We start from the raw sequence: 19,257 nt of genomic DNA on the forward strand, positions 1-19,257 counted from the left end.
GGGTTCAGCGCTTGGCCGCGTACAGGCCGGCGGGACGCCACAGCAGCACGGCGATCATCAGGCCGATGTTCGACACCAGCGCCAGTTTGGGCGCCAGGAAGCCGGCGTAATTGGCCACTAGCGCCATCAGGAGGGCGCCGATGAAGCAGCCGCCCACCGAGCCGAGGCCACCGATGATGATGACGATGAACACCATCACCATCACTTCGCTGCCCATCGAGGCCGACAGGGTTTCCTTGTACAGTCCCCACATCACGCCGCCCAGGCCGGCCAGCGCCGAGCCGGCGGCGAACACGGCGACGAACAGGCGGCGCACGCGGTAGCCGAGTGCTTCGACCATCTCGCGGTTTTCCACGCCGGCGCGGATGAGCAGGCCGATGCGGGTACGGTTGAGCACCAGCAGCATGGCGGCGAACACCAGCAGGCCGACGACGACGGCGACGAGGCGGTATTTTTCGATCGCCGCGTCGCCAAACACGATGGCCCCGCGCAGGCTGGCCGGCAGGGGCAGGGGAATCTGGTCGGCGCCCCAGATGACGTTGATGAGCTGTTCGGCGACGATCATGCCGCCCATGGTGATGAGGATCTGCTTGAGGTGCTGGCCGTAGACGGGCATGATGATGATGCGCTCGAAGGCCCAGCCCAGCAGCGCCGTCACCAGCATCGCCACCAGTATCGCCAGGCCCAGCACGCCCAGGTTGAGCGGCAGTGAGTCGATCTCGAGCGCGCCGCGCATAGGCAGCAGCACCATGGTGGCGCTGTAGGCGCCGACGGCGACGAAGGCGCCGTGGCCAAAATTGAGCACGTCCATCAGGCCGAACACCAGGGTCAGGCCGCTGGCCATGATAAAAATCATCATGCCCATGGCCAGCCCCGCCACCGTCAGGGTGACCCAGGTGGGCAGGCTGCCCACCAGCGGCAGGCTCAACAGCATCAGGGCCGGCACCAGCAGCAGGGGCAGCAGGTCGCGGCGCGGCGCCGGTATGGCCGGCGCGGAGGGAGCAGTCGTTGTCATCGTCAGGTTCCGTTCATTGATGCGAATCGAGCGCGAGCCCGAGCAGGCGTTGTTGCAGGGCCTCGTCGGCCACCAGCGCGGCCATCGCGCCGGCGTGCACCACGCGGCCGTCGTCCATCACGGCGACGCTGTCGCCCAGCGTCTGCACCACGCTGAAGTTTTGCTCGACGAGCAAAATGGTGGTGTCGAGCGCTTTCAGTTCGGCGAAGGCGGCGATCAGGCTGTGGATGATGGCCGGCGCCAGGCCCTTGGTGGGCTCGTCCACCAGCAGCAGCTTGCGCGGCTCGGCCAGCGCGCGGCCGATCGCCACCATCTGCTTCTGGCCGCCCGAGAGATTGCCGGCCGGGTAGTGCCAGAATTTTTTCAGGGCGGGGAAGAAATCGCAGATCCAGTCGACGCGGGCCTGGTCGAGCGGGCCGTCGCGCGATGCCAGCAGCATGTTCTCGCGCACCGTCAGCTGGGAAAACACCGCCATCGATTCGGGCACATAGGCGATGCCGGCGCGGGCGATATCGGCGGTGGCCATGGCGCTGATGTCCTGGCCGTCGAAGACGATGCGGCCGGCGCTGGCGCGCCACATGCCCATGATGGTGCGCAGCGTGGTGGTCTTGCCGGCGCCGTTACGGCCCAGCAGCACCGCCAGGCCACCGCGTGGCACGTGCAGGTCGACCCCTTGCAGGATGTGGTACTGGCCGATGTGGGTGTGGACGCCAGTGAGCGTCAGCAGTGCGTCAGGCATGGGCGGGTGCTCCCAGATAGGCTTCTTGAACGATGGCCGACGCCATCACCGCGGCCGGCTCGCCGTCGGCCACCAGGGCGCCGTTGTGCAGCACCAGGATGCGGTCGGCCAGGCGGCGCACCACGTCCATCTTGTGCTCGACGAGCAGGATGGTCTTGTTTTTTTCCGTCTTCACCTGGTCGATCAGGTCGAGCACCACCGGCACCTCGTCGACGCTCATGCCGGCGGTGGGCTCGTCGAACATCATCACGGCCGGTTCGAGCGCCAGTAAAATCGCCACCTCGAGCTTGCGCTTGTCGCCGTGCGAGAGCGAGGCCACGGTGGCCCGCCGTTTGCCCGCCAGCGCCACCCGTTCGAGGTAATGGTCGGCGCGCTCGATCAGTTCGCGGTGATTGAACCAGACGGAGAACATGGCGGCGGCCAGGCCGAGGCCGGCGCGGCTTTGCACGGCCAGGCGTACGTTCTCCGCCACCGACAGGTCGGGGAACAGATTGGTGAGTTGAAAGGCGCGGCCGATGCCCAGTTGGGTGCGGCGCGCCGCGCCCAGGCCGGTGATGTCGACGCCGTTAAAGCGCACGCTGCCGGCGCTGGCGGCCAGCTGGCCCGAGATCAGGTTGAAATAGGTGGTCTTGCCGGCGCCATTCGGGCCGACGATGACGGACAGCGTGCCCGGATAAAAATCGGCGGACACGCCATCGACGGCGACGTGGCCGCCGAAGCGGATGGTCAGGTCGCGCGTCGACAGGGAGGCGGGGGCGCTCATGTCAGCGCTTGTTACGGATCGGCAGCGGCAGTTCGCTGACGGGAATCTCGCGTACCAGCTCGAGCAGGTCGGTGTCGTCCTTCTGCACTTTCTTGATGCGGAAGTGGTACATCACCTGCAGCGCCTGGTGGTCTTCCTTGCGGAAGTTCATCGTGCCCTTGGGCGTGTCGAACGCCATGCCTTCCATCGCCGCGATCAGTTTGTCGCTGTCGCCGGCGCCCGCGCCGGCGCGGGTGAGGGCGGAAACGACCGCGCTGGCGGCGGCGAAACCGCCGGCGGTGAACATGTCGGGCGGCGCCTTGAAGCGCTTTTTGTGCTCGGCGACGAACCAGTCGTTCATCTTGTTCTTCGGGAAGTCGTGGTAATAATAGATGGTGCCCTCGGTGCCGGCGAAGTTCTTCCAGGTTTTCATCACGGGCAGGATGTTGCCGCCCGGGGCGAGCGTGATGCCGTAGCGCTCAGGCTTCATGTCGGCGATCTTGTTCATCGGGTTCGGGCCGGCCCAGACGATCGACAGCACGCGCGGTGGCGGCTTGTCCTTGAGGGCGTCGAAGATGCGCTGCGCCGAGGCGGTGAAATCGGTGGCCGCTTGCGGCGCGTATTCTTCGTGTACCACTTTGGCACCGCTCCGGGTGCTCACCAGTGCTTCCCTGGCCGCCTTGATGGCGTCGCGGCCGAACGCGTAGTCCTGCGCCAGGAAGGCGACGCTGCCGCTCTTGAGGGTGCTGGCCGCCGCCATGGCGTCCTGCATCGAGCTGCGCGCGGTGCGGAACACGTAGCGGTTCCACTTCTCTCCCGTGATGGCGTCGGCCACCGCCGGCTCGACGATCAGCACCTTCCTGTATTCGGCCGCCACCGGCAGCATCGCCAGCGCCGAGCCGGACGAACTGGTGCCGACGGCGATGTCGACCTTGTCGTCGCCGTAGGCCTCGGCCAGCAGGGTGCGGCCCAGGTCGGGCTTGCTCTGGTCGTCCTTGACGATGACTTTCAGCTTGCGGCCCGCCACTTCCATCTTGCCGCCCGTGAGGTATTCCAGGCCCATCATGAAACCCGTCTCGGTCTCCTTGGCATACGGCTCAAGCACGCCGGTCTTGCCGGTGATGAGGGCAATCTTGAAATCGGCGGCGCCGGCCGGCGCGCTCGCCAGGGCTGCCGCCAGCAGCGCGGCAGGCACGCTGTATTGGGTATTCATGGGTGTCTCCTGTTGGTTGTCTGGTCAGCGTCGTCGCGCTGTTGTCGCTTGTGGTCGCTTGTGGTCACTTGTTGTCACTTGTTGTCACTTGTTGTCACTTATCGCCACACTCGACCAACTATCGATCGTGCACTGCAGCGTAGCGCCATTTCACTCGACCTTCGATAAAAATTCGCGCAGCGCCACCTGCGCCTGCGGCTCCGTCAGCATCGGCGCGTGGCCGACCCTGGCCACTTCGGCGTAGCCCATCGCCGGCGCCATCGCGCGCATGTGCGCCGCCTGGGTGTCTTCGATCAGGTCCGACAGGGCGCCGCGGATGAGCAGGGTGGGGCGGCGCCGCGCCAGTCGCTTGAAGGCGAAGTTGGCCATCATCGAACTGCTCTTGATGGCCCCCGAGCGCAGGGCCAGGCCGATGTTGGCGTCGTAGCGCATGGTCAGCACGCCGGGCGCCGTTTCGGCAAAGGCACGCCGCGCCCACTTGGCCCAGTCGGCCTCGCCGTAGTCGGGAAACGCCACCTGGTTGATGTCGCGCAGGTAGGCCGCCGCCGCCGCCCAGCTGTCCTGCACCTCGCCCTTGCCCGCATAGCCGGCGATGCGCGCCAGGCCGCGCGGCGAGAGCTGCGGGCCGACGTCGTTGAGCACCGCGGCGGCGATCAGGTCGAGGTGGCGCAGCGCCAGCGTCATGGTGATCAGGCCGCCCATCGAGGTGCCGATGAACACCGCGCGGGCGATGCCCAGATTGCCCATCAGCTTGACGACGTCGGCGCCATACACGGCCAGATTGTAGTGGGACGGATCGCTGTCGTAGCTCGAGTGGCCGCGCCCGCGCACGTCGACGGCGATGACGCGCCGGCCCAGCGCGGCGATGAAGGGCGCGACCTCGTCGAAGTCGGTGCAATTGCGCGTCAGGCCGTGGATGCAGATGACGGGCAGGCGGGCGAAGCCGCTCGCGCCCGCGTAGTCGCGCGCATACAGGCGCAGGCCGTCGGCGCTGGTGAAGGCGATGTCGGCGAAGCCGCATTCGCTGCCTGCCTGGTGCTGGTGATCAGGTGTAGTGGACACTGCCGCCCCGTGGGTCTGGTTGCTCGATTGCGTGCAGTGTGCAGCAAAAGGGCGCTGTTCGAAAGGCAGGGCGGCGAACACCCTTTGTGCATTAATGCACATCAAAAGGGGGCGTTTGTGCTGCGCTGCAGCGCGTAAAACACCGCCATCGTCGACGGTGTGCGTTGCGTGGCCGCTGTGCGCTGATGCACAATAAACCATATGAAAACATTGCCTGAATGGACTGACCTGCGCTTCTTCCTCGAACTGGCCCGGGCCGGCACCCTGTCCGGCGCCTCGCGCGGCCTGCAAGTGGAGCACACCACCGTCGCGCGCCGCATCGACCGCCTGGAAGTGCAGCTGGGCTCGACCCTGTTCGACCGCTCGCGCGAAGGCTACGAGCTGACCGAAATGGGGCTGGCCCTGCTGCCGCACGCGGAAGTGATGGAAAGCGCCGCGCTGGCCGCGCAGGACCAGTTAAGCGGCAACCAGGTCGAGGTGCGCGGGGTGGTGCGGCTGGGCGTGCCGGAGGTGCTCGGTGTGCGTGTCATCACGCCGCTGCTGGCGCGCTTCCTGGGCGAGCATCCTGACCTGTCGATCGACCTGCTGGTGCAGCCCCGCTTTGCCAACCTGGCCAACCGCGAGGCCGACCTCGGCGTCACGCTCGACGCACCCAGCACGGGGCGCTACATGGTGACCCGGCTGGCCTCGTTCCGGCTGTACCTGTACGGCGCGCCCGACTACCTGGCGCGCCATCCGCCGATCGTGCGCCAGTCCGACCTGGCCACCCATGATTTTGTCGATTACGTGCAGGACCGGCTGGCCAGCAATGAACTCAATTTTCTCGACGCGCTGGGATTCACGCCCCGTCGCCGCCTGTGCTGCACGGGCATGATGGCGCAGGCCGAAGCGGCCGCCGCCGGCCTGGGCTTGATGTTCGCGCCGCCCTACGTGATTGCCAACGACGGCCGGCTGGTGCCGGTGCTGCAGGATGTCGTGTTTGCCGAGCGGGCCTACTGGATGGTGGCGCCGGTCGACCTGTACCGGCTGCCGCGGGTGCGGGCGGTGTGGAACCTGCTGCGCGAGTACGCCGATGCGCAGCCCGAACTGTTCGTCCATGGCGGCACGGCCTTGCCGCTGCGGGCCAAACGCAAAGCCTGACAGGGGCGCCCCGTACGGTGGCGCCAGGGTGCGCCGGAAGGCACAAGACCGGCCATTGGCCGGTCTTGTGGTGCTGCCTGCGCTGGGCCTTAAAACTTCATGCTGGCCGTCAGCTTGACCGTGCGCGGATCGCCGTAGAAGCCGGTGATCGAGTTGAAGAAGGCGCCGAAGGCATAGCCGGCCACCTTGTAGCGCTTGTCGCCCAGGTTACGCCCGTGCAGGCCCACTTGCAGCTTGCGGTCCAGCGAGGTCCACACCACGCCAGCGTCGAACAGGGTATAGCCGCTTTGCGCCAGCAACAGGTTTTGCGGCACCGTCACGTCGATGGTGGCGATGCCGGTGTTGCGCACGATTTCCGACTGGTAGACGCGGCTCTTGTAGGAGGCGCCGCCCAGCACCGAGACGGTGCCGCTGCGGCCGCCGAGCTGCATGGGCCAGTCGTAGTTGGCCGACAGGTTGGCCGAATTTTTCGGCGTGTTCTGGAACTCGGCCTGGTCGGCGATGTTGACCAGCCCGGCGCCATTGGCCACCAGCCATTCCTTGTACTTGGCGTCGAGGTGGCTGACCATGGCGCTCACCGTCAGCTGGTCGGTGGGGTGGCTGACCGCTTCGAGTTCGATGCCGGCGATTTTCGCCTTGCCGGCGTTGGTGAGCGAGCCGGCAAAACCGTTAATGGTGCCGTTGGCGGCGAACGTGGGCACCGAACCGGGAATCTGGATGTTCTTGTAATCGGAGTAGAACACGGCGGCGTTCGTTTGCAGGCGCCCGCCCAGCATCGACGATTTCACCCCCAGTTCGTACGACGTCACTTCCTCCGGCTTGACGCCTTCACGCTTGGTCAGCGAGGTCGCCGAGTTCGGCCCGCCCGTGGCCAGCAGGTCCATGCGTGGATCGAACATGCCGCCCTTGAACCCTTGTGAAGCGGTGCCATAGACGTTGTGCTCGGGCGCGAACTTCCAGCCAAAGCCCAGTTTCGGCGTGAACTTCTTGTCGGTGCGGTGCAGGGCGTCCTTGTCCAGGTCGGTGTTGGCCGCGCCGCCCACGGCGGCCGGGTTGCCCAGGGTGGGCGAGCCGGCCAGGCCCACGTAGGTTTTCTTGAAGATGCGCGCGCGGCGGTCGTCGTCCGTGTAGCGCCCGCCGACGGTGACGGACAGGCCCGGACTGATCGTGTAGCTCAGGTCGGCAAATGCGGCGTAGGTCTTGGTGTCGATGTCATCGAGGGTGTACAGCGACAGGCCGCCGGCGGCGTTGTAGCGCACGTCGAATTCGTTGAAGGCGTTGGCCTTCATGTAGTACACCCCGGCCACACCCTGGATGCGCTCGCCCGTGTAGGTGAACTGGAATTCCTGGCTGTCCTGCTTGTCGCGGTAGATGGTCGGCGCTTCCCAGGCGGCGAAGCTGGTCGAATCGAAGTCGATCGGCGCGAACGTGTCCGAGCCCCGATGGGCGGTGATCGACTTGAACGACAGGGTCGGATTGATGGTGTAGTCGATCAGCAGCGAAGCGCCCTTGGTGATGACCTGCTGGTCGTGGCCATTGACCGTGTATAGATTGGCGCGGGTGTCGAACAGGTTCGCCAGCGGCGCGGCGTTTTCCGGCGCCGGCGTGGGCGTGTAACGGTAGCCCTGGCGCGGGTTCGAATCGTCCACCGTGCGGTCGGCGGCGAAGCGGATGAACAGCTCGCTGTTGGGTGTCGCTTCCACGCTGATGCGGCCGGCGGCGACGTTCTTGTCGTAGTTCTGCTTGCCGTTGACGATGTTCTTGCCGAAGCCGTCACGGTTGAAAGTGGCGAGGGTGCCGCCCACGCGCAGCGTATCGGACAGGGGAATGCTGCCTTTGAGCACCAGGTCGCGCTCGTTGTAATTGCCCAGCGTGCCCTTGACCTCGAACGCCATTTTATTGGGCAGTTTGCGGGTGACGTACTTGACGGCGCCACCAATCGTGTTGCGGCCGTACAGGGTGCCCTGCGGACCGCGCAGGATTTCAATGCGCTCGAGGTCGTAGATGTCGGTCAGGGCGCCTTGCGGGCGGGCCAGGTAAATATCGTCGAGATAGATGCCGACACCCTGCTCGTAACCGGCCACGGGGTCTTGCTGGCCGACGCCGCGGATGAAGGCAGTGAGCGTGGTATTGGTGCCGCGCGAGGTTTTCAGGGTGGTGTTGGGCACCGTTTCGGCCAGCGCCGTGATGTCGGGAATGGCCTGCTTTTCCATCTCGGCGCCGGAGATGGCGCTGACCGAGCCGGGCACGTCCTGGATCAGTTCGGCGCGCCGGCGCGCCGTTACCACCACCCGGTCGAGCTGGCGCGTGGTGCTCTCGGCGGCCGGGGCGGCGCCGCTGTCCTGGGCCGATTGGGCGTAGGCCGTCTCGATGCCCACTGCCGGCACGGTCATGATGACGGCGACTGAACGCCGCAGCATTGACTTATGCTTCTTTGAAATACGCATGCTTGTCTCCTGGTGGTGGTTTTGTTTTTATGTTGCGACGCTTCGGCCCGCTCTTCGGTGGGCTCTTATACGCAATGCAACGCAGTGTGCCGCGTTTCACCAGCGAGTGAAAGACAGAGGCATGCACGGCCTGTGTGCAAATTTGCACAGCGCGACGTTGACGAGGGAGGGGGCGCAGAACCGCGCCGCTTATTGGCGGGCGCGGACCAGGCAGAGCGCCGGCGGCGCATCGGGATAGCGCTGGCAGGTGGCGACGATGTCGTCCCACGCGTGCACGAACGCTTGCACCGCTTGCGGGCAAAACTGGCTGCCGCTGTGGTTGACGATGTACGCGCGCGCTTCGTACAGCGGCCAGGCCTGCTTGTACGGGCGCGGCGAGCTGAGCGCGTCGAACACGTCGGCCACCGCGACGATCCGCGCCGACAGGGGAATGGCAAGGCCGCGCAGGCGCTGCGGATAGCCGTCGCCATCGAAGCGTTCATGATGGCAACGAGCAACTTCTTCAGCCATCTGTATCAGGGGCGACGCGCTGCCAGCGAGAATCTGGGCGCCATGGGCGGCATGTTCGCGCATGATGCGCATTTCGCTGGGGTCCAGGCGGCCCGGCTTGAGCAGGATGGAATCGGGGGTGGCCAGCTTGCCGATGTCATGCATCGGGGCGGCCTCGAGCAGTTGTTGCTGGAACGCCCCATCGCAGCCCATCTCGCGCGCGATCAGGCCCGCATAGTGCGCCATGCGCTGCAGATGGGCGCCCGTTTCGGGATCGCGGAATTCGGCGGCACGCGCCAGTCGCACGACCAGTTCAAGTTCGCGTTTGGCCAGCTCGGCGGTGGCCCGCGCTACTTCGTCCTGCAGCAGCCGCGCCTGGTCGGCCAGCAGTGTGCGGGCTTCATTGAGCGCCAATAAATTGCGTACGCGCAGGCGAAACTCATGCACTTCCAGGGGCTTGGCGACGAAGTCGGTGGCGCCCGCTTCGCGTGCCTGCTGGCGCAGCGCCCCATGGTTATCGCAGGTAACCATAATAATGGGCACGTTCGCCAGGCGCGGCATGCGCCGCAACCGGCAAATCAACTCAACGCCGGACATGCCGGGCAGGTGATAGTCAATCAGCACCAGTGCGGGAGTGTGCCGGGCGCACCAGTCGAGGGCCGCCTCGGGATCGGCCAGGCACGTGCTGGTGCCGCCTAGGAGGGCGCCCAGCAATTGCAGCGTTGTGGGGTCGTCGTCGACAATTAAAACGGACATGCAGTCTCCTGGTCAGCGCCGTGCGAATGTTTGCATTCGGGAACCCAGGACAGTGTGGCACAGGAAACTTGATAAATACTTTCGGTTACATTAGGGCACCGACTTTGACCCGCTTTTTACGACAAATTCATCGGTTCAAGTGGCTGTTTCGGAAAGTTAGGCCGCGCGGCGGAGAAAAAGACGGCGACTGTTGGTTATGATGGGCGCGCCGGCGGCGCCCACGCTGCGGCTCAGGCCGGGGGCAGGAGGGCGCGCATGGCGGCGCTGAAGCGTTGCGTTTCAGCGTCGAGTTCGCCAATCAGCGCGGGCAGCTTGTCGAGGGTGGCGTTGCCGACGCTGCGGTCGATCGCCGCCGCCGCCTGCATCGCCGGCATGGCCAGGAAGGTACCGAACAATCCCGTCAGGGTGTGTGCTTCGCGCTGCAGGCGCACCAGGTCGCCCGCGGCGGCGGCGCTCTTGAGCGCGGCCAACTGGCCGGGTAGGGCGTCGACGAAATGGCGGCCGATGGCGGCCACCGAATCGGCATCGGCGGCGGCGATCGCGCGCGCGTAATCGTAGCCGGCCGGCGCCGGCGGCGTGCCCACGCTGTCGACCGTGCGCGCCGCCAGCGCATGGCGGTCGATCACCTGGCGAAACGCCTGCATGCGAAACGGCTTGGCGATGTAGTCGTCCATGCCGCCGTCCAGGCATTTTTCGCGGTCGCCCTGGAGGGCGTTGGCGGTCATGGCGATGATCACGGTGCGCGCCGCGCCGGCCTGCTCGCGGCGGCGGATTTCGGTGGTGGCCTGGAAGCCGTCGAGCACGGGCATATGCAGGTCCATCAGGATCAGGTCGAACGGTTTCTCGGCGTGCTGGCGCAGGGCATCGCCACCGTCGGCGGCGATGCTCACCCGGTGTCCCCACTTGGTGAGCAGGATGCTGGCCAGGTGCTGGTTCGATTCGTTGTCCTCGACCAGCAGCACCGACAGCGACACGGCCGCTTCGCGCAGCGAGTGGCGCGTGATGATGGGCCGCGCGGCCGCCTGCTCGCGCGGGTGGCCGATCAGGCCATGGAGGGCGCCAAACAGTTCCTCCGGGCGGGTCGGCTTGAGCAGGAAGGCCTGGATGCCCAGGTCACGGCAGCGCACGGCGTCGCCGGGGACGCCCGACGACGACAGCAGCAGGATCGGCACGCCGGCGTAGGCGGGCAGGCCGGACAGGGCGCGCGCCGTGTCGAAGCCGTCCATGCCGGGCATGGCGAAATCGAGCACGATGCAGTCGAGCGGGCGCGCGCTGGCCGAGCCGCACCAGGCCAGCGCCGCGCCGCCGTCGTTCTGCTGCACCACATCGCAGCCCCAGCGCTCGAACAGGTTGCGCAGGATTGACTGGCTGGTGGCGTTGTCGTCGACGCACATGACGGTGCGCCCGGCCAGCGGCGCCGGCTGCGCCGGCATGGCGCCGGGCGCGGCATCGTCGCACAGCGCCAGCGACAGCCGCACGGTGAAGGTACTGCCCTGGCCGACCGTGCTGTCGATGTCGATGGTGCCGCCCATCAGTTCGACCAGGCGGCGGGTGATGGTCAGCCCCAGGCCGGTGCCGCCGAAGCGCCGCGTGGTCGAGCCGTCTTCCTGGCGGAACGCGGCGAAGATGGCCTCCTGCTGGTTGGCGGCGATGCCGATGCCGGTGTCGCGCACGGCGATGGCGATGCCCACGCGGCCGCCGGCGCAACTGACGGCGCGCACGCTCACCACCACTTCGCCGGCGCCGGTGAACTTGACGGCGTTGCCGGCCAGGTTGGTGAGGATCTGGCGCAGCCGCCCCGGGTCGCCCACCACCATGCGCGGCAGCGCCGGGTCGATATCGAGCGCCAGTTCGAGGTTTTTCGCGCGCGCCCGGCTCGACTGCACGCGCAGGCCGTCCTGGACCACCCGGGCCAGGTCGAACGAGGCCGATTCGAGCCGCATCATGCCCGCTTCGATCTTCGAGAAATCGAGAATGTCGTCGATGATCTCGAGCAGGGCGTCGGCCGACGACTTGACGATGTCGAGGTGGCTGCGCTGGCTGGCATCGAGCGACGACTCGAGCACCAGGTCGGTCATGCCGATGATGCCGTTCATGGGCGTGCGGATTTCGTGGCTCATGTTGGCCAAAAATTCGCTCTTGGCGCGGCTGGCCGATTCGGCCGCCTCCATCGCCGCATGCATGGCGCGCTCGGCCGATTTGTGGGGCGAAATGTCGACGATGGTGCCGATCAGGCCGATCGTGGTGCCGTCGGCGCGCGCCAGCGCCACCTTGCTGTAGAGGACATCGAGATCACGGCTGCCGGCGCTCAGCGTCGCTTCGCAGGTGCGAATGCCGTGCAGGCCGAACACCTCGGCGTCATGGGCGCGCAGCGCCGCCGCTTGCGCCGCCGGCAGCAGGTCCTCGGCGCGCAGGCCGATGACGTCGCGGTGCGAGCGGCCGAACAGGCCGGTGAAGGCCAGGTTGGCGCGCAGGTAGGCGCCGTCCGGGCCGGTCAGATACAGCGGCAGCGGCACCGACTCGATCAGGGTATCGACGAACTTGAGGTTGTCTTCGAGCTCGCGGGTGGCGCGGTGGCGGTCGGTGACGTCGCTCAGGCTGCCGGTGATGCCGCGGCAGGCGCCGTGTTGGTCGAACTCGACGCGGGCGTTGACGTCAAGCCAGCGCACCGCGCCGCCGATGGTCAGGTAGCGCGCCTCGTGGCGGGTGCTGCGGCGGGCGCCGCCGACCATGCGGTGAAAGCCGTCGCGCACGCGCTGGCGGTCGCGCGGATCGATGAAATCGAACAGTTCGCGCCCCAGGCTGGTCTCGACCGGGTGGCCGGTGATGGCCGTCCAGGCCGCGTTGAGGAAGGTCCAGCGGCCCTGGACATCGCCGCGGAACACCACTTCCGACAGGCTCTCGACGACGCCGCGGTATTCGTGCTCGCTGGCGCTGAGCGCCTCGGCCAGCCGCTTGTTGGCGGTGATGTCGGTGCGGATGGCGATGTAGCGCAGCGGCGCGCCGTGGCGGTCGAGGAAGGGCACGATGGTGGCGTCGACCCAGTAGACGCGTCCCTGCTTGGAGACGTTGCGGATTTCGCCGCGCCAGACGCCGCCGGCGCCGATGGTGCGCCACATCTGCTGGAAAAAATCGTCCGTGTGCTCGCCCGAGTTGATTATCTGGTGGCTGCGGCCGATCAGCTCATCGCGCGTGTAACCGCTGATGGCGCAGAACTTGTCGTTGACGCTGACGATCGCCCCGGCCGTGTCGGTGACGCTGATGATGGCGTGCTGGTCCATCGCGAAGCGCTGGTGCGCCAGCTCCAGGCGGCGCAGCTCCTGCTGTCGCACCAGCTCGGCCAGCAGGCCCGACAGCGCTTCGATGTCGTCGTCGTCATCGGCCGCCAGCGGCCGGGCGGCATGCTCGGCGGTGAGCAGATTGTCGGCGGCGTCGCGCAGGCTGGCCAGCACGCGGTTGCGGCTGGCCAGGTCGGCGCGCATGCGCTCGTTGGCGCTGGTCAGTTCGTCCGAGCTCAGTTGCAGGCTGCGCGCGCGCAGGTCGAGATCGCGGTCGCTCTGGTGGTAGGTGGTGTCGATCCGTTCGATCAGCAGCGGCACGCCGGCCACGAATTGCGCCGCCGCCGGCGACAGCGCCCCGCGCGCGCCCAGCGCTGCCAGTTCGGCCAGCACCGCGGCGAGGGTGGCATCGCCGTCGATCTGGCAGTTGCGGCGCAGTTGGCGCGCGAGGGTGGCATGCATGTCAGTATTCGCCCAGCACGGTGATCGTCATGGTCTGGTTGTGCAGCCGGCAGGGCGCGCCGGGGGCGGGGGCGGCGATTTCGCCGTTCGAATAAAAGCCCGTCAACAGCGTGTCGGCGCCGAGGATCGCCGCCACCGCCTCGACTTCTTCGTCGATGCGGTCGCCCATCACCAGGCGGCGGCCCACGCAGCTGACCAGGATCGCCAGCGCCTGGCCGCGCGGGGCCGGTGCCGGCGCGGCGCGGCGGGCTGCCGTTTCGGCGCCGTCGATGAGTTTTTCGGTGTCGGCATGCATCAGCCGCAGGGTACCGTCGACCTCCACGTTGCCGGCCAGGATCAGCGAACCGCTCGCGTCGTCCGTGCCGAGGATGGTGCGAATGACCCCGCCGTGCGCTTCGCCGCCCTGCAGTTCGAACGGGAACAGCAGCCCCGAGGCGGGCAGGTCGGCGGCGTAGCTGCCCAGGTAGGCCTTGTAGATGTCGAGGGCGCGTTCGCCATCGAGCTCGTAGAGCACATTGTCGACGGCGCGGGTGATCTTGCGGGACGGCCCGAACGGCCGCCAGCCGCCGTAGCTGCCGTGGCCCAGCGCCAGCCGGCTGCCGTACAGGCCGACGGCGACCACCTGGTCGTCGGCCCGCCCGCCAGGGCCCAGCGTCCAGGTGCGCGCGAACGCGCCGCCATCGGCGGCCAGCCCGCCCGACAGCGGCACGCCGGGCGGCAGGCCCTGTTCGAGCGCCGCCACCAGCGCGCTGCCATTGATCGCCACGCCGGTGCCCAGCAGCAGCACCGCCGCCAGGCCGGCGTGCGGCAACTGCGCCGCCAGCGCGGCGCCGGCGGCGGCCGAGTCGGCCATCGTCCCCAGCACCGTGCTGACGGCGCGCACGCTGGTGTGCTCGAAGGCGAGCGCGGTGAGCACGCAGCGCTCGTCGTGCACCAGGTTGCCGGCGATTTCCCCGGCCGTCGAGCAGCCCACGATCAGCGCCTGCGGATAGGCCACGCGCAGGCGCGCGGCAAGGGTGTCGTCGGCAAAAAACGCGGGCGCGGCGAACGCCAGCAGCAGTTGCGCCGGCAGCGGCAGCGGGGGTGGTGCGAAGCGGGCGACATCGGCGGCGGCAAGAATGCTCTGTTGGATTTGCATGGGGCCCTTATATGCGCTCGCCGTCGCACTCGGCGTCCGGATGACTGGCGTGGATCGTCAGCACCTCGGCCCAGGCGCGCACGAAGGCGGCCACGCAGTCCGGGCAAAAATGGCTGCCGCTGTGTTCTTCGAGGAAGGCGCGGGCATCGGTGAGCGACCAGGCGCGCTTGTAGGGCCGGGGCGAACTCAAGGCGTCGAACACGTCGGCCACGGCGACGATGCGCGCCGACAGCGGGATGGCGGCGCCGGCCAGGCCTTGCGGGTAGCCGCTGCCGTTGAAGCGCTCGTGGTGGCAGCGGGCGATTTCTTCGCCCAGCTGCATCAGCGGCGAGGCGCTGCCGGCGAGGATATGGGCGCCGTGGGCGGCGTGCTGGCGCATGATCGCCATCTCCGCGTCGTCCAGGCGGCCCGGCTTGAGCAGGATGTAGTCGGGCGTGCCCAGCTTGCCGATGTCGTGCATCGGCGCCGCTTCCAGCAGGCGCTGGCAGAACTGCGGCGGGCAATCGAGCTGGCGCGCGATCAGGGCCGAATACTGGGCCATGCGGTGCAGGTGGGCGCCGGTTTCCGGATCGCGGTATTCGGCCGCGCGCGCCAGCCGCGTCACCAGCTCGCGTTCGCGATCGGCGATGTGGGCGGTGGCCGCCGCCACTTCGCGTTGCAGCAGCAGCGCGCGGTCGGCCAGCAGCGTGCGCGCTTCGTTGAGCTGCAGCAGATTGCGCACGCGCAGGCGAAACTCGTTCGCCTCGACCGGCTTGGCGACGAAATCGGTGGCGCCCGCCTCGCGCGCCTGCTCGCGCACGCGCGCTTCATTTTCGGTGGTGATCATGATGATCGGCACGTCGGCCAGGCCCGGCATGCGCCGGAACAGGCTGATGAATTCGACGCCCGACAGGGTCGGCATGCGGTAATCGACCAGCACCAGCTCGGGGGTGTGATCCTCGCACCACTCGAGGGCATCGACGGGATCCTCGAACGTGGTCGCCGGCCGCTCGCTGGCGCCACGCACCAGCTGCGCCAGCAGCAGCAGGTTGGTGGTGTTGTCGTCGACGATGAGTATGGCCATGTGTTCTCCTTGCGGCGATGGCGGGCTTTGCCGTGCTCGCTATTTCGCTGAATGAAGATATTGCCACACGAAAACTAATTAGTCTGATAATTCTGGCGTTCCGGCGAGCGCTTGTGGTGCAAAGCACGCAGAAACGGGGCAAGCACTACCAATGGGCTAGACCATGTTCATTAGATGGCGCTGCCCGCCGGCGCGGGCAGCATGGCGACGGCGCCACCGTGCGGCCCCGTCAGCCGCCTGATCAGGCCGATCGTCGTTGCCACGTCAAAAGGCTTGGCGATGAAGTGGTCCATGCCGGCGTTGCGGGCGGCGTCCTGGTGGGTGCTGAAGGCGCCGGCGGTGAGGGCGACGATCGGCAGGCCGGCAAATTGCGCCATGCCGCGCAGGATCGTGGTCGCTTCGATGCCGTCCATGACCGGCATCTGCACGTCCATCAGCACCAGGTCGACCGTCTCCGGATGGGCCAGCAGCCAGTCGATGGCGGCGCGGCCGTTTTCGGCCAGGTCGACCCGGGCGCCTTCGCATTCGAGGATGCGGCGGGCGACGTCGCGGTTGATGTCGCTGTCGTCGACCACCAGCAGGTGCAGGCCCGACAAGGCGGTGCCGGCGCGCGCCGGCAGCGCCAGGGTATCCTCGGACACGGCCCGTTTGCGGCGCGCTTCGAGCACCGCGTTGTAGAGCGTCGAGGTGGTCACCGGCGTGGTCAGCATGGCGTCGGCCAGGCCGTGGTCCTGGTCTGCTTCGAACACGCCCGCCTGGTAGGCGCTGATCAGGATGACGACGGGGCAGGCGTCGGCCGGCGCCGCCGCGCGGATCGCCCGCAGCGTGGCGATGCCGCCGGCGCCGGGCAGTTGCCAGTCGAGCATGATGGCGCCGGGCAGGCGGGCGCCCTTGCCCAGCGCCGCCAGCACGGCGGCGCCGCAGTCGGCCTGGCGCACCCGCCAGCCCAGCGCACGGGCGGTGTCGGCGACGCTGGTGGCAGGCGTCCCGGCGGCGGCCACCAGCACGTCCAGTTCGTGCATCTCGGGCGCCGAACTGCCGTTGGCGGCCGCCCGCACCGGCAGCGTGACGGCGAACCAGAAGCTGCTGCCGGCGCCGGCGCGGCTGTCGACGCCGATGCGCCCCTGCATCAGTTCGACGATCCGCTTGCAGATGGTCAGGCCCAGGCCGGAACCGCCGTAGCGGCGGGTGGTGGAGGTGTCGGCCTGGGTGAACGCTGAAAAAATGTTCTGCTGCTGCGCCTCGGTGATGCCGATGCCGGTGTCGGTGACGCGAAAGACCAGTTCGGCCCGGCCATCGGCCAGCAGGTTCGCCTGCACCGTCAGGCTGACGCTGCCTTGCTGGGTGAACTTGATGGCGTTGCTGGTCAGGTTCACCAGCAACTGCTCGAGCCGCAGGGCGTCACCGAGCACGCTGGCGGCCACCGTCGGCAGCGGCGCCACCAGCAGGGTGATCGGCTTGTCGGCCACCGCCACGCCCATGGTGGCGGCGACGGTGTCAATCACGTCCTGCAGGGCGAACCAGCGCTGTTCGATGACCATCGCGCCGGCCTCGATCTTGGAGACGTCGAGGATGTCGTTGATGATGCCCAGCAGGGATCGGCCGGCCACGCGGATTTTTTGCAGCATGGAGGCCGCCTCGACGTCGCGGTTGCCCCGTTCGAGCAGGTAGGCCATGCCGAGGATGGCGTTCAGGGGCGTGCGGATTTCGTGGCTCATATTGGCCAGGAACTCGGCCTTGCTGCGGTTGGCCGCCTCGGCGGCGTCGCGCGCTTCGAGCAGGTGGCCTTCGGCGCTTTTTTGCGCCGAGATGTCCTGCACGAAGATCAGCGTGGCAGGCCCGTCGCCCAGCAGCACCCGGCTGGTGGCCTTGAACACGGGGATCAGGGCGCCGCCCTGGCCCAGCGCGATCGCCTCGAAGCGTTGTTCGACGGCGGCGTCGGCGTCGAGCGTGGCCAGCACCTCGCGCAGGGTGGCCAGCGAGGCCGGCGCGATCATGGCGCCCCAGGCCAGGCCGGTCAGGTCAGCGTCGTCATCGTAGCCGTGCAGCAGGTTATAGCGGCGGTTGGTGTAGATGAAGCGGCCGTGGCGGGCCATGGCGACGGCCACCGGGGCTTCCTCGATCAGGGTGCGAAAGCGCGCTTCGCTGGCGGCGAGCGCCTCCGCTTGCAGCCGTTCGCGCTTGCGCTCGGCTTCGAATTGCTGGAAGCGGCGCCGCCTGGCCTGAAACCAGCCGAGGGCGCCGGCCCAGACCAGCGCCAGCGCGCCGTAGAGGGCGCCAAATGCCTGCGCCTGGCGGTTCAGGGGCGCCGTCACCACCGCCGGGTCGCGTTGCAACTGCAGTGTCAGCGCATGGTCAACGTGCACGCCGGCCGGCGCGATGCGCGCGGTGGCGCCCAGCGTGGCGGCGCCCTGGCGCGGCCTGACCGCCACCGCGCCGGCGGCGACAAAGCCGGCGCCGTCGCTGTGGACGATGGCGGCGCGCATGTCGGGCGCATACAGGGCGGTGTGCAGGATGCCGGAAAAATAACGGGGATCGAGCACCGCCGAGACCACCCCGCTCAGGCGCAATTGCGCGGGGATGACCCGGGTGGCGCTCATGACAATGTCGCCGCGGATCGAGCGAAATGGCGGCGACAGGTACAGCAGGGCGGCGTCGCCGCGCTGGCGTGGCACCGTAAAATAGGTGCGCTGCGAAAAGTCGCGCCCCGTCAGATCTTCCGGGATCGCCGCCACCACGGTGCCGGCGTCGTTCATGACGACGATGCCGCGCACCCCTGGCATCGCCTCGACCAGGGCGCGCAGCCGCCGCGTCACCGCCACCCGGTCGAACGCATTGTCGTCGGCCAGGCGGTCGCGGATGACGCCGGCCAGGGCGCGGTCGACCGCCACCAGGTTGACCGTGATGTCCTCGACCAGGATCTTCGACAGGGCCGACAGGCGATCGTTTTCCGCCGCCAGCAGGCGCTCCGATTCGACCGAATACCAGGCCAGCAGGCTGCCGCCCAGGGTGGCAAAGGCGATCACCGTCAGCAGCCAGCCGGTGATATCCGAACGGTGTCGAAATAGTTGTCTTGGAATTAACATTGAGCGACCTTAATCGCATAAATAACAACGACCGATTGTTTTGTCCATGCTTTGGCCTAGGGTGCCACAGATATCCCCGGGGGGTAACAATTACATTACCTGAGGACACAAATAATGCGCCGTCTTTGCTCAGCGCGCCGGCGCGACGAAGCGGCACGCGCCATTGCTGGATGGGGCATGCCGGCGCAAGCGCCAGGTGCCGCACGATCGGCGGCGGGCGGTTAACCGCGATTTTTTAGTAACAGGAAAGACACAAATTCCACGACCATGCGGTGATCGCTGTCGCTCAGCCGGCGCAGGGTCGCCCGTAGCGCCGGCTCGGGCGCGGCGGCGGGAGTGGACTCGAGCGGACCGAAGCGCAAACTGCCCGGCGCGACGCGCAGCCATTGCGCCAGCAAGCGCACCGAGGGCTGGGTGGGAATGGCTTCGCCGGCGAGCCACTTGCGCACCGCAAAAATGGTCACCGTGTCGCTGCCGCGGCACTGGCGCAGTTCGGCGTGCACCAGTTCGGCCGTGGCGGCATGGCCAGCGCAGTCCAGCGCGGCGCGCAGGCGCGCGCCGAAGGCCGCGCGGGCGGCCGCCGTGGTGTCGCTGGCCTGCTTCATCGGCGCGCGCGGGTGTGGCAGA

At 67.8% G+C, this 19,257-nt stretch carries 13 protein-coding genes; 1 reads left to right on the plus strand and 12 read right to left on the minus strand.

What is annotated here, in order from left to right; all coding sequences use genetic code 11:
* Positions 1-4: 4 nt before the first annotated feature.
* The 5 genes from ACP7EY_RS10180 to ACP7EY_RS10200 all read right to left on the minus strand — a co-directional run bounded on the left by ACP7EY_RS10180 (position 5) and on the right by ACP7EY_RS10200 (position 4,771).
* Complete coding sequence (locus ACP7EY_RS10180) at positions 5-1,015, minus strand: branched-chain amino acid ABC transporter permease (protein ID WP_426193079.1); 1,011 nt, start codon at positions 1,013-1,015, stop codon at positions 5-7.
* Between the two features lie 13 nt (positions 1,016-1,028).
* The gene (locus ACP7EY_RS10185) at positions 1,029-1,754 is read right to left on the minus strand and encodes an ABC transporter ATP-binding protein (protein WP_426193081.1); all 726 of its coding nucleotides are present in this window, start codon (positions 1,752-1,754) and stop codon (positions 1,029-1,031) included.
* Complete coding sequence (locus tag ACP7EY_RS10190) at positions 1,747-2,517, minus strand: ABC transporter ATP-binding protein (protein ID WP_426193083.1); 771 nt, start codon at positions 2,515-2,517, stop codon at positions 1,747-1,749. The genes ACP7EY_RS10185 and ACP7EY_RS10190 overlap by 8 nt, the downstream gene beginning before the upstream one ends.
* Position 2,518: 1 nt before the next feature.
* Positions 2,519-3,709, minus strand: coding sequence for a substrate-binding domain-containing protein (locus ACP7EY_RS10195; RefSeq protein WP_426193085.1), 1,191 nt, complete (start codon positions 3,707-3,709; stop codon positions 2,519-2,521).
* A 150-nt stretch (positions 3,710-3,859) separates the two neighbouring features.
* Positions 3,860-4,771 carry an alpha/beta fold hydrolase gene (locus tag ACP7EY_RS10200; protein WP_426193087.1) on the minus strand — a complete coding sequence of 304 codons (912 nt, stop codon included), beginning with the start codon at positions 4,769-4,771 and terminating at the stop codon, positions 3,860-3,862.
* Between the two features lie 201 nt (positions 4,772-4,972).
* Between ACP7EY_RS10200 and ACP7EY_RS10205 the strand changes: the two genes are divergently transcribed.
* Positions 4,973-5,911 (plus strand): LysR family transcriptional regulator, encoded by a 939-nt coding sequence (locus ACP7EY_RS10205; RefSeq protein WP_426193089.1) that lies wholly within the window; start codon positions 4,973-4,975, stop codon positions 5,909-5,911.
* An 89-nt stretch (positions 5,912-6,000) separates the two neighbouring features.
* Here ACP7EY_RS10205 and ACP7EY_RS10210 read toward each other — a convergent pair whose 3' ends face one another.
* From ACP7EY_RS10210 to ACP7EY_RS10240, 7 genes are all read right to left on the minus strand, one after another.
* A complete protein-coding gene (locus tag ACP7EY_RS10210) occupies positions 6,001-8,331 on the minus strand; it encodes a TonB-dependent receptor (RefSeq protein WP_426193091.1) in 2,331 nt (776 codons plus the stop codon).
* Positions 8,332-8,547: 216 nt separating this feature from the next.
* Positions 8,548-9,603, minus strand: a complete 1,056-nt coding sequence (locus ACP7EY_RS10215; RefSeq protein ID WP_426193093.1) for an HD domain-containing phosphohydrolase — start codon at positions 9,601-9,603, stop codon at positions 8,548-8,550.
* Between the two features lie 230 nt (positions 9,604-9,833).
* On the minus strand, positions 9,834-13,343 hold the full coding sequence (locus ACP7EY_RS10220) for a PAS domain S-box protein (RefSeq protein WP_426193095.1): 3,510 nt from the start codon (positions 13,341-13,343) through the stop codon (positions 9,834-9,836).
* 1 nt (position 13,344) lies between these two features.
* Positions 13,345-14,481 carry an FIST signal transduction protein gene (locus ACP7EY_RS10225; RefSeq protein ID WP_426193097.1) on the minus strand — a complete coding sequence of 379 codons (1,137 nt, stop codon included), beginning with the start codon at positions 14,479-14,481 and terminating at the stop codon, positions 13,345-13,347.
* Between the two features lie 7 nt (positions 14,482-14,488).
* Positions 14,489-15,544, minus strand: a complete 1,056-nt coding sequence (locus ACP7EY_RS10230) for an HD domain-containing phosphohydrolase (protein ID WP_426193099.1) — start codon at positions 15,542-15,544, stop codon at positions 14,489-14,491.
* 170 nt (positions 15,545-15,714) lie between these two features.
* Positions 15,715-18,630: a response regulator gene (locus ACP7EY_RS10235; RefSeq protein WP_426193101.1), complete on the minus strand. Its 2,916-nt coding sequence runs from the start codon at positions 18,628-18,630 to the stop codon at positions 15,715-15,717.
* A gap of 221 nt (positions 18,631-18,851) precedes the next feature.
* Complete coding sequence (locus tag ACP7EY_RS10240; protein WP_426193103.1) at positions 18,852-19,235, minus strand: hypothetical protein; 384 nt, start codon at positions 19,233-19,235, stop codon at positions 18,852-18,854.
* Positions 19,236-19,257: the final 22 nt, after the last annotated feature.

It is taken from the genome of Massilia sp. DWR3-1-1 (assembly GCF_049898325.1).
In the GTDB taxonomy this organism is placed as follows: domain Bacteria; phylum Pseudomonadota; class Gammaproteobacteria; order Burkholderiales; family Burkholderiaceae_D; genus JAFCUW01.